The organism is Agaribacterium sp. ZY112 (assembly GCF_041346925.1).
GTDB lineage: Bacteria > Pseudomonadota > Gammaproteobacteria > Pseudomonadales > Cellvibrionaceae > Agaribacterium.
The window spans coordinates 982,943-995,852 of record NZ_CP166840.1; the positions used below are offsets into that span (position 1 = coordinate 982,943).

14 protein-coding genes are annotated in these 12,910 nt (G+C 45.2%); 13 read left to right on the forward strand and 1 reads right to left on the reverse strand.

The genetic code is table 11. The annotated features are described in order from the left end of the window. Positions 1 to 105 precede the first annotated feature (105 nt). The 6 genes from pstC to AB1S55_RS04330 all read left to right on the forward strand — a co-directional run bounded on the left by pstC (position 106) and on the right by AB1S55_RS04330 (position 6,230). The gene (gene pstC / locus AB1S55_RS04305; protein ID WP_370980557.1) at positions 106 to 1,491 is read left to right on the forward strand and encodes a phosphate ABC transporter permease subunit PstC; all 1,386 of its coding nucleotides are present in this window, start codon (positions 106 to 108) and stop codon (positions 1,489 to 1,491) included. Beyond that, entirely contained in the window at positions 1,484 to 2,770 is a 1,287-nt protein-coding gene (pstA, locus tag AB1S55_RS04310; protein WP_370980558.1) for a phosphate ABC transporter permease PstA, read from the forward strand. Before pstC ends, pstA begins: the two co-directional genes overlap by 8 nt. A 19-nt stretch (positions 2,771 to 2,789) precedes the next feature. Then, positions 2,790 to 3,611 (forward strand): phosphate ABC transporter ATP-binding protein PstB, encoded by an 822-nt coding sequence (pstB, locus tag AB1S55_RS04315; protein WP_370980559.1) that lies wholly within the window; start codon positions 2,790 to 2,792, stop codon positions 3,609 to 3,611. Positions 3,612 to 3,706: 95 nt separating this feature from the next. Further along, positions 3,707 to 4,432, forward strand: coding sequence for a phosphate signaling complex protein PhoU (gene phoU, locus AB1S55_RS04320; protein ID WP_370980560.1), 726 nt, complete (start codon positions 3,707 to 3,709; stop codon positions 4,430 to 4,432). Between the two features lie 288 nt (positions 4,433 to 4,720). Continuing rightward, the gene (locus AB1S55_RS04325) at positions 4,721 to 5,653 is read left to right on the forward strand and encodes a porin (RefSeq protein ID WP_370980561.1); all 933 of its coding nucleotides are present in this window, start codon (positions 4,721 to 4,723) and stop codon (positions 5,651 to 5,653) included. Positions 5,654 to 6,014: 361 nt separating this feature from the next. Continuing rightward, positions 6,015 to 6,230: a hypothetical protein gene (locus AB1S55_RS04330; protein ID WP_370980562.1), complete on the forward strand. Its 216-nt coding sequence runs from the start codon at positions 6,015 to 6,017 to the stop codon at positions 6,228 to 6,230. 36 nt (positions 6,231 to 6,266) lie between these two features. Here AB1S55_RS04330 and AB1S55_RS04335 read toward each other — a convergent pair whose 3' ends face one another. Next, entirely contained in the window at positions 6,267 to 7,532 is a 1,266-nt protein-coding gene (locus AB1S55_RS04335; protein WP_370980563.1) for a M48 family metalloprotease, read from the reverse strand. 90 nt (positions 7,533 to 7,622) lie between these two features. Here AB1S55_RS04335 and AB1S55_RS04340 point away from each other — a divergent pair, with 90 nt between their 5' ends. From AB1S55_RS04340 to AB1S55_RS04370, 7 genes are all read left to right on the forward strand, one after another. After that, the gene (locus AB1S55_RS04340) at positions 7,623 to 8,105 is read left to right on the forward strand and encodes a DUF4265 domain-containing protein (RefSeq protein ID WP_370980564.1); all 483 of its coding nucleotides are present in this window, start codon (positions 7,623 to 7,625) and stop codon (positions 8,103 to 8,105) included. Further along, entirely contained in the window at positions 8,102 to 8,494 is a 393-nt protein-coding gene (locus tag AB1S55_RS04345; RefSeq protein ID WP_370980565.1) for a CidA/LrgA family protein, read from the forward strand. The genes AB1S55_RS04340 and AB1S55_RS04345 overlap by 4 nt, the downstream gene beginning before the upstream one ends. Next, a complete protein-coding gene (locus tag AB1S55_RS04350; protein ID WP_370980566.1) occupies positions 8,487 to 9,182 on the forward strand; it encodes an LrgB family protein in 696 nt (231 codons plus the stop codon). The genes AB1S55_RS04345 and AB1S55_RS04350 overlap by 8 nt, the downstream gene beginning before the upstream one ends. A gap of 65 nt (positions 9,183 to 9,247) precedes the next feature. Next, positions 9,248 to 9,682 (forward strand): globin, encoded by a 435-nt coding sequence (locus AB1S55_RS04355; protein ID WP_370980567.1) that lies wholly within the window; start codon positions 9,248 to 9,250, stop codon positions 9,680 to 9,682. A 317-nt stretch (positions 9,683 to 9,999) separates the two neighbouring features. Next, on the forward strand, positions 10,000 to 10,776 hold the full coding sequence (yaaA, locus tag AB1S55_RS04360) for a peroxide stress protein YaaA (protein WP_370980568.1): 777 nt from the start codon (positions 10,000 to 10,002) through the stop codon (positions 10,774 to 10,776). Between the two features lie 36 nt (positions 10,777 to 10,812). Next, the gene (locus AB1S55_RS04365; RefSeq protein ID WP_370980569.1) at positions 10,813 to 11,658 is read left to right on the forward strand and encodes a response regulator; all 846 of its coding nucleotides are present in this window, start codon (positions 10,813 to 10,815) and stop codon (positions 11,656 to 11,658) included. A gap of 236 nt (positions 11,659 to 11,894) precedes the next feature. Further along, positions 11,895 to 12,908: a helix-turn-helix domain-containing protein gene (locus AB1S55_RS04370; RefSeq protein WP_370980570.1), complete on the forward strand. Its 1,014-nt coding sequence runs from the start codon at positions 11,895 to 11,897 to the stop codon at positions 12,906 to 12,908. The last annotated feature ends 2 nt before the right edge of the window (positions 12,909 to 12,910 follow it).

Genomic DNA, 12,910 nt, shown 5'->3' on the forward strand with positions numbered 1-12,910 from the left:
ACGCAGCAATTTTCAGCCAAGACGGAGTCTTGGCTTTTCTGAAGCTCTGAATGGAATCCTGCTGGTGACCATCGGAGCTTTGCCATTTCTACTGAACAAAATTCTATGAGCGCATCGGTACTAATTGTTGGCATGGGCCTGTTGGTAATGGCGGCGTACGCACTTGGGCGCGGGCGATCCGTGCTTATGGCCGGCGACCAACGTCTCAACTCTCTTCCTTCTTTTTATGGTCTATTGACCGCACTATGGGCTTTGTTGCCCGGTGTGGCTGTATTGGGCCTGTGGGGAATATTTGAAACGACTATCATCAACTATGTTGCCATGCAGCATTTACCTGAAGCACTGCGTTATGGCCCCTCTTCTGAGCTTGGTCTGGTTATGAATCAGGTTTATAACGTAGCCTACGGCAAAGCGGCTGGTGATGTGCCAGCCTACATGGTGGCTGCAGCGGATGCCATTGTTTCACTAGAAGTGAAAAGCTCTTGGCTGAAGGGTGTGGTGGTGATGTCCGGCATGTTTATTGGCGCTGCTATTGTGTGGTTTATGATTAATCCACAAATGAAAGCCCGTGCGCGAGTGGAAGCGTTATTCCGCTTTGGTTTATTGGCTTGTGCCTGTATAGCCATTCTAACCACTTTAGGTATTGTCTTTTCTGTTCTATTTGAAAGTCTGCGCTTTTTTAATGAAGTGCCAGTCACGGACTTTTTGTTTGGCACTGAGTGGAGTCCTCAGGGCGCACTTCGTGCGGATCAGGCTGCTTCTGAAAGCAGCTTTGGTGCTGTGCCACTGTTTGCCGGTACGATGTTAATTGCTGCGATTGCAATGTTGATTGCAGTACCTGCTGGTTTGATGGCCGCTATCTACTTAAGTGAATATGCACCACCGCGCTTTCGTTCAACAGTTAAGCCTTTATTGGAAGTGTTGGCTGGTGTGCCAACGGTTGTTTACGGCTTTTTTGCTGCGTTAACGGTTGCGCCTTTTGTACGTGATGCAGCGGTGGCTTTGGGTCTAAATCAGTGGATGAACGTCACTTCAGAAAGTGCCTTAGCGGCAGGTTTGGTTATGGGAGTGATGATTATCCCATTCGTTAGCTCTCTTTCTGATGATGTCATCAATGCGGTTCCTCAAAGTTTACGTGATGGCTCTTTGGGTCTTGGCGCAACTCAATCTGAGACTATTAAGCAGGTTGTTATCCCTGCGGCCCTACCGGGAATTGTGGGTGGTATTTTGTTAGCGGTATCGCGTGCGATTGGTGAGACCATGATCGTGGTGATGGCTGCTGGTATGGCTGCTAATTTAACCGCTAACCCTCTCGACTCGGTGACAACTGTAACTGTACAAATTGTTACCTTGTTAGTGGGTGACCAAGAATTTGATAGCCCGAAAACCTTAGCCGCGTTTGCGCTTGGTTTAATGCTGTTTATTACCACGCTGGCGTTGAACTATCTCGCTCTGCACGTTGTGAAGAAATATCGTGAGCAATATGACTAATAAAACCGAACTGACGACGGTTGAGCGCGTACAGCTCAGCCTTAAAAAACGCTACCGTGCTGAAAAACGCTTTAAGGCTTTTGGCTTAGCTTCTATTTGCTTTGGCTTATTGTGCTTGGTGGTCTTGTTTACTGAGATCATTAGCAATGGTGTTGGGGCTTTTCGCCAGACACATATTCAAATTGAAGTGACTTATGACCCAGATACACTGGAAATTACTGATGCGAGTGACCCAGACCAACTGGTCTTTGCAAACTTCGATGGCGTAATTAAAAAGGCCCTGAAGAAGCGCTTTCCTGAGGTTAAAGGCCGCAAAGACAAGCGAGTACTCTACGGCATGATTAGTGTCGGTGCGGGTTATGATTTACGCGATAAGCTAAAAGCTGACCCTAGTTTACTTGGTCAAAGCAAGACTTACTGGTTACTGGCTGATGATGATTACGATACCTATTATAAAAGCTTAAATGATGCCGAACCTTATATTGGTCGCATGAATGAAAAGCAGCTTCAGTGGGTCGACTCGCTAATTAAAGAAGGCCAGATTCAAACTCAGTTTAATACTCGCCTATTTACTAATGGTGACAGTGCTGAACCAGAGATGGCGGGTATATTAGGGGCGCTTATTGGTTCACTTTTGACGTTAGCGGTGACGATTATCTTGAGCTTCCCAATTGGGGTAGCTGCTGCTATTTATCTTGAAGAGTATGCCAAGAAGAGCCGTTTAACCGATTTTATTGAAGTGAATATTAATAACTTGGCTGCAGTGCCTTCTGTTATCTTTGGTTTACTTGGCCTCGCGATCTTCTTGAACTTCTTCAATATGCCTCGTTCTATTCCTCTTGTTGGAGGTTTGGTACTGACCTTAATGACTTTGCCTACCATCATTATTTCTAGCCGTGCCGCTATTAAAGCCGTGCCGCCCTCAATCAGACAAGCTGCATTGGGCATGGGTGCATCTAAGATGCAGATGATCTTGCATCATGTACTACCTCTGGCAATGCCTGGTATGTTGACCGGTGCGATTATTGGTATGGCGCAGGCTTTAGGTGAAACAGCACCTTTACTTATGATTGGTATGGTGGCCTTTATTGTTGATATTCCCGGTGGTATTACAGACCCATCAACCGTATTACCCGTACAAATTTTCTTATGGGCAGACAGCCCTGAGCGAGCTTTCACGGAGCGCACTTCTGCCGCCATTATGGTCTTGCTCGCGTTTTTGATTTCAATGAACACCCTAGCGATCTGGTTGCGTAAGCGATTAGAGCGTCGTTGGTAAACACAGGTACTAGAGAAGCATGACTGATACATTGCTTAACGACAAACAAGAAAGCCAAGAAACCGTTGGCATCCCCTTTAGTGATCACGCCAAACTAACTGTGCGCGATGTAAGTGTGTTTTACGCAGAGAAACAAGCGGTGTTCGATGTCAATTTAGACATTGGCAACAATGAGGTGATCGCCATGATTGGTCCTTCAGGTTGCGGTAAGTCGACGTTCTTGCGCTGTTTAAATCGCATGAACGACACCATCGATATTTGCCGAGTAGATGGTTCTATTAAGCTTGATGATCTTGAAATTAATGACAAGAAAATCGATGTAGTGCCGTTGCGTGCTCAAGTTGGAATGGTGTTTCAGAAGCCTAACCCCTTCCCTAAAAGCATTTATGACAACGTTGCTTATGGCCCGCGTATTCATGGTTTAGCATCACGTCGCAGTGAGCTTGATGAAATCGTTGAAACCTCTCTGGCTAAAGCGGGTTTGTGGAATGAAGTAAAAGATCGATTACATTCACCAGGTACGGGTTTGTCTGGTGGTCAGCAGCAGCGTTTGTGTATTGCGCGAACGATTGCAGTGAGCCCTGAAGTGATTTTGATGGATGAGCCTTGCTCTGCACTTGACCCGATTGCGACGGCAAAGATCGAAGAGTTGATCGCCGAACTTAGCGAAAATTTTACTATCGCCATCGTAACTCACAGTATGCAGCAGGCCGCGCGCGTCTCTAATCGCACAGCTTACTTTCACATGGGGAAACTCATTGAAGTAAACGACACTGAAAAAGTCTTCACCAATCCAGACCACCAGCTCACAGAAGCGTATATTACTGGTCGTTTTGGTTAATTTATGCGCCGAACTTGTGACTAAGCGGTGTAGACTTAAGATAAATTACAAAAGCTGCAATGGATAGCAGCAACCTTCGATATCAGGAGAGGACAATGGATAGCTTAAATTTAAATCAGCATATCTCAGCTCAGTTTAATGAAGACTTAGAGCACTTGCGCACCAAGTTACTTGAAATGGGCGGCTTAGTTGAAGATCAGCTTAAAGATGCAGTAAAAGCCATCGAAACTGCCGACGGCGCCTTGGCTGAGAAGGTAATCGAAACAGAAAAAGAAGTCGATCAGCGTGAAATTGCGCTCGACCAAGAGAGCATCACCCTACTTGCTCGACGCCAACCTGCAGCATCGGATTTACGCTTGGTCATGATGGTGACTAAAGCCACACGTGATCTTGAACGCATTGGTGATGAAGCCAATAAGATTGCCAAAATGGCCATAGCATTGAACTCAGAAGGCGCTGAGGGTGGTCGTGGTTATGTCGAGTTGCGCCACCTTGCGGCCAGTGTTATTCGTCTTGTAAGTCGCGTACTTGATGCTTTTGCTCGCTACGATGTTGATGCCGCCATGGATGTTGTTCGCGAAGACAGTAATGTCGATGCCGATTACAAAAGCGCTGTACGTGAAATGATCACCTACATGATGGAAGACCCGCGAGTTATCTCACGAGTTATGAACATTATGTGGGCATTAAGAGCATTAGAGCGCATTGGTGACCACGCTCGAAATGTTGCTGAGCAGGTGATCTATTTGGTGCACGGAACCGACATACGCCATACTCCACTTGGTGAGATCGAAAAGGCTTTAGATGTCAAAAACACATAAACTGGTGTTTATTTGTACTTTAAAGGGCGCTTAACAGCGCCCTTTTTTATTTCTGTGCTATTTTTTGACCCAAAATAAAGCAAAAAATAAGCAATAGGCGTTTACTGCGCCCGCGATTCTGGGCGAAGACAAAGGCAAAAACTGCAGAAGCAGAATTAGTTTTAACTAAATTTAGCTCTGTAACACTTTTGTCATATTGTATTCATATATTTGCCCCCGAAATTGATATTAAAGCGTCACTTTTCACTTACAGATGACGTTCTTACTTTGGGCACTAGGAGTGTGATAATGAAGAAAATTAGTTTAATCCCTGCAGTTGCTGCACTAGCTACCGTTGGCGCATATGCTGAATCACCTACCGTTTACGGTAAAGTTAATGTTGCGCTTCAAAACGCAGACGAAGCTGATAGCAGCAAGTTAGAGCTTGTTAGCAATGCTTCACGCTTGGGTGTTAAAGGTAAGCTAGATATCGAAGACACTGGTCTTAAAGGTATCTACCAAATCGAATTTGAAGTAGCTGCTGATGACGGCACTGCTGGTAAAGATGGCAACACCATCACTCAGCGTAATACCTTTGTTGGTTTACAAGGTGGTTTTGGTACTGCTAAAGCGGGTATCTTTGATACGCCTTTGAAAGTTGCTCAAAAGAAAGTTGATCTATTCAACGATCTAGAAGGTGATATCAAGCACATCATCACTGTAAACGACAATCGTCCTGATAATATCGTTCAGTACAGCACGCCTAAATTTGCTGACGTAGTTTCTTTAAACGGTGCTGTTATTGCATCTGAAGATGAAGACGTAGATAACGGTTTCTCTGGTTCAATCACTGCTGATATGGATTTCGGTCTTTACCTAGCGGCTGCTTACGACACAGGTGTTGAATCTGAAGAAGCTGATGTTGCGCGTTTAGTTGCTCAATATAAAGTTGCTGGTTTCCAGTTTGGTGTTTTATACGAAACAATGGAAGAAGGTGACGCTGATTCAGTAGACGGTTATGTGTTGTCTGCTCAGTACGCTCCAAACAAGTGGGCTTTCAAAGTACAAGCAGGTAACTCAGACATTAAAGAAGAAGACGGCCAAACGTATAGCCTTGGTGTCGACTACAAATTCAACAAGAAATTCAAAACCTTTGTTTACTACACTGATAATCAGTACGTAGACGGCGCTGCTGATGTTGAATCTTCATACCTTGGTTTGGGTACAGAACTTAAGTTCTAAGACAAACCCCTTGTAATGTTTCTTCCTTTGGCGCCCCTAATTTAGGGGCGTTTTTTTTTGCTTCTAGACAAAGCCTGAATTTATTTTTAGAAGAGTAAAAATAATTTTGAACTAAAGCGACAAGGCTTAGTCATATAAAGCAAGACAGTTAGTTCTCCCTACTTATTGTTTTGTTCTTCCCCCAAAGTAAGCTTATTAGCCCACAATGATTATTGTGGGCTTTTTTTTGGCTGATAATTAGAGCAAGAATAGCTGGAAGCTACGTTATGCTCGACTAAACTGATATAAGCCAAGGTTATTAGGGCACTCTCTATGTACGAATATAGTAAAAGACAGCTATAGCTTTAAAAGGGGAAGAAGAATGAAAAAAACGGCTGCAGCGGTAATTGCAATTTTATGCGCCATTAGCTTAAGTGCGTGTGAAGGAAAAATGCAAAAAATGAGCAATGCTGAGCTTTCAGAAAAGAATGCGGAATGTGTACGTAAAAGTCCTACTTCCCCCGGTCGTGTTACTGCCTGTGAGAATATCCGCAAGGAATGTGAAGCGCGTCGAGATGATGGTAACTATGCTTGCTAATAGCTAGAGCCCTGCCTGAGGGCCCTAGCCATGAAACTACTGAGCCGGATTAAGTTTCCCTAGTTTAGCGGTAGCAGCTTTACCCAGCTCCCCCCCCGCTTGAGCAACAGCTTGATAGTACTCTATAGCTTTGCTTTTATTTCCAGCTCTCTCTTCAACTCCACCAAGTTGCCAGTAGGCGGTTTGGGTCGGTAATAGCTTTACACTTTTTAACAAAGCGCTTTTGGCTTCTTTGTCTTTCTTTTGTGTTGCAAGTGCGGCACCCAACCCAAGCTCACTGGCAAAATACTGAGGATTAAGCTGGCTGGCTTTACGAAAGCTTGCTTCCGCTTTTTGAGGCTGTTGCTGGGCCATATAAAATTGACCCTGAGTAATATGAAACAAACTCTCTTTGGGTTGTAACTTAATTGCCTCTGCTACCAACTTTTGAGCTTGGCCCCAATCTTTTTTACTGGCGGCTTGTGAGGCGGCAATGTGTTTACTGTAGGCTGGCGCATCGATACGAATTTGTTTGGTCGCTTTCTGATATCTGTCTCGGTAGCGCTTACCAGCGGGTAGTTTATTCGCCATTTGTTGATTTTTTTCTACACGCTCTTGCGAAGGCGGGTGGCTGGCTAGTAAGGCGCTGAACATATCACTTTTAGCGCCGCCCGATAGTTTTACAAAAGTTTCTTGCAGCTCAACAGCGGCTTGAGGCTCGTAACCTGCGGCTACCATATATTTCATACCGTATTTGTCACTTTCTAGCTCTTGGCTGCGGCCGTAATGTGCTTGGTAGAGCGCTGCGCCACCCATAATACCACCGCCAATTAAGGGCGCGTATTCGCTGTCACCGGCGGCAAAGGTTGCCGCTGCGGCACCGGCCCCAATCATTTTTTGTTGAGTCATCTTCTGTGCACCGTGGCGTGCTGCAGCATGCACAATTTCATGGCCCATAACGGCGGCTAGTTGAGCCTCATCATCTAAATGTACAAGCAGGCCTCGGTTGATCGCAATCTTGCCACCAGGTAATGCCCAGGCATTAGGCACGTCGTTATCTAATACAACAAACTCATAAGGTAGGTCTTTACGATCGCTCACTGCGGCGAGCTTGGCGCCGACTTCTTGCACATAACGATTGAGTTCAGGATCGACCAAGTAGACTCCACCTTGTTGCTGTTGTGAGCTTAGGTAGTGCTGCTCACCAATAGAGATTTCTTCTTGATGACTAACTAAAGAGACTTCTCGCTCCCCAGTCACAGGGTTAACGGCACAGGCTTGAAACAAAACAATAATGCATACAATAAAAAAAACGCGAAACACAGCGGGTTCCCTCGGCAGTGGTTGATCGCCATATCATGCATGGCGGCTTTAACGTAAAATTGCCGTAATTGTAACAAGTGAACAGAGAAAATGAGTGAACTAAAAGTTATTGGCCTTTTTGCCGGAAAGCGACCCGATGGTGAAAATGTTGTTGAAGATATACGTGTTAAACCAACAGAAGATAAGAGTTTTATTGTTGTACAGAGCCCTGCTTTCGTTCAAGGCTTGGCATCGGGTGATGAAATAGCCTATGACGAAAAAGACAATAGCTTTGAGTTGTTAAGGCACAGCGGCAACATCGCTATACGGGTGTTTGCTCGGGTCAAAATCGATGAAATGAAAGACAATCTCTTAGGTGCTTTAGAGAAATTGGGTGGTCAGCTCGACTACAGTAACGACAGAATGATGGTCTTTAGTATTCACGTAAGTTGCGGTTTTAAAGAAATTGAGGCTACCTTAAATCGCCACATTGGTGAGAAAACACAAAGTGCTTGGTTTTATGGCAATGTGTACGACCCTGCCGATGGCACAACACCTTTAAATTGGTGGTTAGAGCTCGATAAAGAAGAGTGATCACTAAGCCTTTCACAAAGCAGTTGCAGGCCTTTGTTTTAACTGCTCTAGCGATAGCGCTTAGCTTGTTTATTGGTCGCTATATCAATGCTCACTTTGCCTTATTGCCCTCTTCCTTATGGGGTATGCTGGTTTTTGCTGCCTTATTGGCCACGCCTTTATTGAATGTGAAAGAGAGTGAGCAGCCTATTGCTTGGCTGATGCGTTATATGCCGCTCGTTTTCCTACCCATTTGCGTAGGCGTTATTGAATACGGTGCTTTATTGGCAGAAGTGGGTTGGAAGCTAGTATTTGCCGGTTGTGTGAGCACCTTATTGAGCTTGTTGTTGGTAGCAAGACTGGCAAAGGCTTTGTTGCCGCTTGATCGGGATAGCCAACGTGATGAGTGAATGGCTCGATCCTGCACTTATGCTACTGCTGACAGTTGTGGTGTTTTTAGCTTGGCGCACTTTGCAAGAGCGCAGTGGGCAAGCGTGGATGAATGCGCTTTTGTTGAGTATTGCAACGATCGTCGCCATTTTACTATTTTTGGGTATCGATTACGCTCGATATTGGCAAGGAGCACAGGTCTTTGGTTCCTTAGTTGAACCGGTTGTGGTGGCTTTGGGTTACCCCCTGTACAAACAATTGCGCCTATTTGCACGGCACTGGAAGGTCTTAGTTGCCTGCTCATTTTTCTCTGTGATTATTTCTTTAAGCCTTATTACTTTGCTTGCTCGCTTATTGGCGATTCCTACAGAGACCATCCTCAGCTTAAGCACCTTGAATGTCACCACTGCAGTTGCGATGGAAACAAGTGCAGCAATGGGCGGGCAAGCTTCACTAGCTGCTTTATGTGTGATGATTGCAGGTTTTACTGGTGCAGGTTTAGGACAGTGGTGGTTATCATTCTGGGAGCTCAATGATGAACGTGTTTTGGGGTTTGCTATTGGGGCTCAAAGCCACGCCCTTGGCGCAGCGACCTTGGCAACACGTAGTGCTCAAAGTGCAGCGTGGGCTTCTGCATCTTTGATCTTATGTGCCCTGTTAACAGCACTCTTTGCTCCTCACTATATCCCTTTTTTGCTCTCCCTTTGACTTAGCTCATTTGGTAAATAGTTACGTTCAACTATAACTAATGGGTTAACCTCGCGAGGACTGCGATGAACCCACTTCAGAGTATGGAAACAGCACCGACCTTTGAAACTTTGTTTGATCAAAGCTATGAGAGAGTGCGCACAGCAAAACAGGGTAATATCGACTTTTTTGATGCTTTTTACATGGATTTTTTAGGTCGTTCGCCGGAGATCCGTAATAAATTCAGAAAAACGGATATGAAAAAGCAGCGCAGCATGCTCGAAAAGAGCTTCTACCATCTACTGGTTTTCTACGCGACGGGTGATGCCGATGATTATATGCAGCGCATGGTGGAGCGTCATCGTGGCAGAGAAGTGGATATCTCCAATCATCTTTACGATATGTGGATGGACGCCTTGATCGACACGGTTGCAAAATACGACGATGAATTTACAGACGAGACCGCATTGGCTTGGCGTTTAGTGATGGCGCCGGGCTTGACCTATATGAAGTATAAGTAGCTGGGCTTATTGGTATGAGCTTCGTAGGTCTGCCTTGGTGGTAGGGTGGCTTTCTCAAGACGCCGTAAACCCATATACGCAAGTACCTTCATGTACTTCCCCCTTCGGGCGCCTAGGGGCGGTACAAAATGCTCCAGGCATTTTGTCATGGGGCTGCGCAGCGACCTCTCGGCAACAGCTCCTGCGTTGCTCTAACTCCTACTTCCATGGAGTCGCATGTCGCTGAGCCTTGATCAAACCACCCTACCACCAAGGCCTCTGATTCTAAGTGAGTCCCATTGCTTTATAATGGGCCTTTTTACCAGTAGATCTTGTTTATGCTTTGTGTCATTAGCCCCGCTAAAAACCTCGATTACGACAGTGCTCTTCCCACTAAGAAATCCACCAAGGCTCAGTTCTTAGATCAAAGTCAGCGCTTAATTGACGATCTACAGCAGCTTGCTCCGCATGATGTCAGCACCTTAATGGGTATCAGCGACAAGCTCGGTGTATTAAATTACGACCGCTTTCAGGCTTGGGCTCAGCCAATTAAAGGCAAAGATGCTCGCCAGGCTGTTTTTGCCTTTAACGGTGATGTTTACGCCGGCCTCGACGCGTATAACTTAAGTGATGAGGACTTAGCGTTTGCTCAGGATCATCTGCGCATCCTCAGCGGTCTTTATGGTTTGCTGCGCCCGCTTGATTTAATGCTGGCCTATAGGCTGGAGATGGGTACCAAGTTTGCCAATGCCGAAGGTAAAGATCTCTATGCTTTTTGGGGAGACCAGCTCACGGAGGCTTTGAACAAGCAGCTCAAGTCTAATGGCAGTGAGTGTTTGGTGAATCTAGCCTCCAATGAATATTTCAAAGCGGTTAAAAAGAAAAACCTAAGTGTGCCGCTGATTACCCCGCAGTTTAAAGACTTCAAAAACGGCCAATACAAGATCATTAGCTTCTACGCAAAGAAGGCAAGAGGCTTGATGAGCGCCTATATTATTAAGAATAGATTGACGAAGGCGGAAGAGCTTATGTCCTTTGATGTGGCGGGTTATCGCTACAACGAAGCGCTAAGCAAGCCTCAGGAGCCTGTATTTACTCGAGATCAGGCTGAATAAGAAGCGGCGAGTGTGCTGCTTCGCAAGGAGTAGCGCATGCCCTTTAAAGTACTGGTTGTCGATGATGCCAGTTTTGTACGAGACACCATCAAACGTAACCTAAGGCCTCTGATTCCTGACTTGGAAATACACGAGGCAGCTGACGGTCGTCGCGCTTGTTCTCTAGTAAAGAGCAAACAGCCACAGCTTATTCTCAGCGATTGGGAAATGCCCGAAATGAGCGGCGCAGAATTCCTAAAGTGGCTGCGTGAACAAGATGACTTTAAACAGATTCCCTTCATTATGGTGAGCAGTCGCGGTGATAGGGAATTTGTCATTGAAGCCATTAAAGCTGGTGTCAGTGACTACCTAAGTAAACCGTTTACCCCAGATGAACTGCACAAAAAAGTGATTAAGCAGCTCAAGCGCGTCGGTTATAGGCCGCCTAAAAAAGCGGGGGCCGCATCTATGCAAAGTTCGGCCGATATTCTTACGGCAGCGCCAGTGAAAAAAAAGGGCGAGATAAAACCGACAGTGATTCAAGAGGCGGCAGGTTTTGGCAAAAAGCCGGTGGCAAAAAAAGCGGCAGTCAGCAAAAACAGCTTCAACGGCTCAGCAGTTTTGCGCTTTGCTAAATATTCATTAAATTGCGATGTACGTGAGCTCAGCTTGCAAGCCATCAATGGCCTTGTTGATAGAGCAGAGCATATCCCTTCTCTTTTTGATCAAGTCAGTGTTGATATCAGTGATGCTGAAGGTAACGCTCTGGCGCGAGTAAACGCGTATGTGCACGCCATTATTGCCGCAGAAAATCGCCCTGATACAAGTAAGTTAAAACTCACTGTGCGTTTTGTTGATGATGATGCCGCAAAGTTTGAAGCATTAAGTAAGGCGATTAGTTAATTATAAAAATACATCATCAGATACGGAGAAAAAGCGCTTAGTACCCATACAAAAATAAGGGTGATTGTTTATCATTTTGGCTCAAATTGATTTGTTGCTAGACCCTTGTAAGTACATTAGGCAAAATTATTCGAAAAATACCTTAGGTGCTGATCAGCTCATCTGATTTGTGACTACTTGCACTCGCTAAGCAATGAATGCTTGGGGAATATTGTGCTAGGGAAAGTACCCGTTTAATGAAGCAAGCATCAAAAGACCTGCACCTCCTCAAAGCCAATCAGCTAAAGCCTTTTCTATCTATGGCGAAGCGATACTCTGCGCCGATTGAAAAAATTGCGACTGCCGTTGGTTTACCCCTGCATGCTATTGATAATGACGATGCCCTAGTAGGTGAATACTCGGCGTGGGCATTTATAGAGGAAGTCGCTAAATTTCTAAAAAATCCTCATTTTGGCTTTGAATGTGCGGAACAGTTCCCTGTGGAGTCAGTGGAAGGTTTAGGTGGTTATAGGATGACATTGGCACCGAGCTTGTACTTGTTATTAGAGTATTTTTTTGAAGGTGTACAGTCGGAGTCCAGCACTTGTTTTTATCGCCTAGATAGGAATAAAGAAGAACCTAGTCATTATTTAATACGTGAGCCCGCATTTGGTTTGTCTCATCCCAACTGGCAAACCGAGCAGTATATGCTGCTGGTGTTTATACAAATCATACGTTTAGCTGCTGGTGAACATTGGTTGCCAAAACGTATCAGTATTTATAGCCATAAAGAACCAGTTAGTTTGCCTAATGCTTGGGCCACCATTGATATAACTTGGGGGGCTTCGTATACCGCCGTTGAAATTTCCAATGATGTGCTGGCAATGAGCCCAAAAAATGAGCGGCAAGCGACGACGGCTGACGAAGATAGAGATTTAAAACTTGGTAGTTTAAATATTGAAAACTATCTTGAGTCGCACGTACGCTCAGGCCGTATTAGCCAAGAATTAGCAGCTAGCGAGTTTGGTATGAGCTTAGCAACGTTCAAGCGCAAGTTGGCAAAGTTGGGTTTAAGCTATGCAGAATCGGTAGAAAATATTCGGGTTCGGATGGCGAAAGAGATGTTGCTTGGCAGCTCTATGGGCATGCAAGAAATTTCCGATAACTTGGGGTATTTGCATCAATCTAATTTCTCTAGAGCATTTCAAAGAGCGACGTCCGTTAGCCCTAAACAATTTCGAGATAATTTTACAATCCCTACAAAAAATTAAGT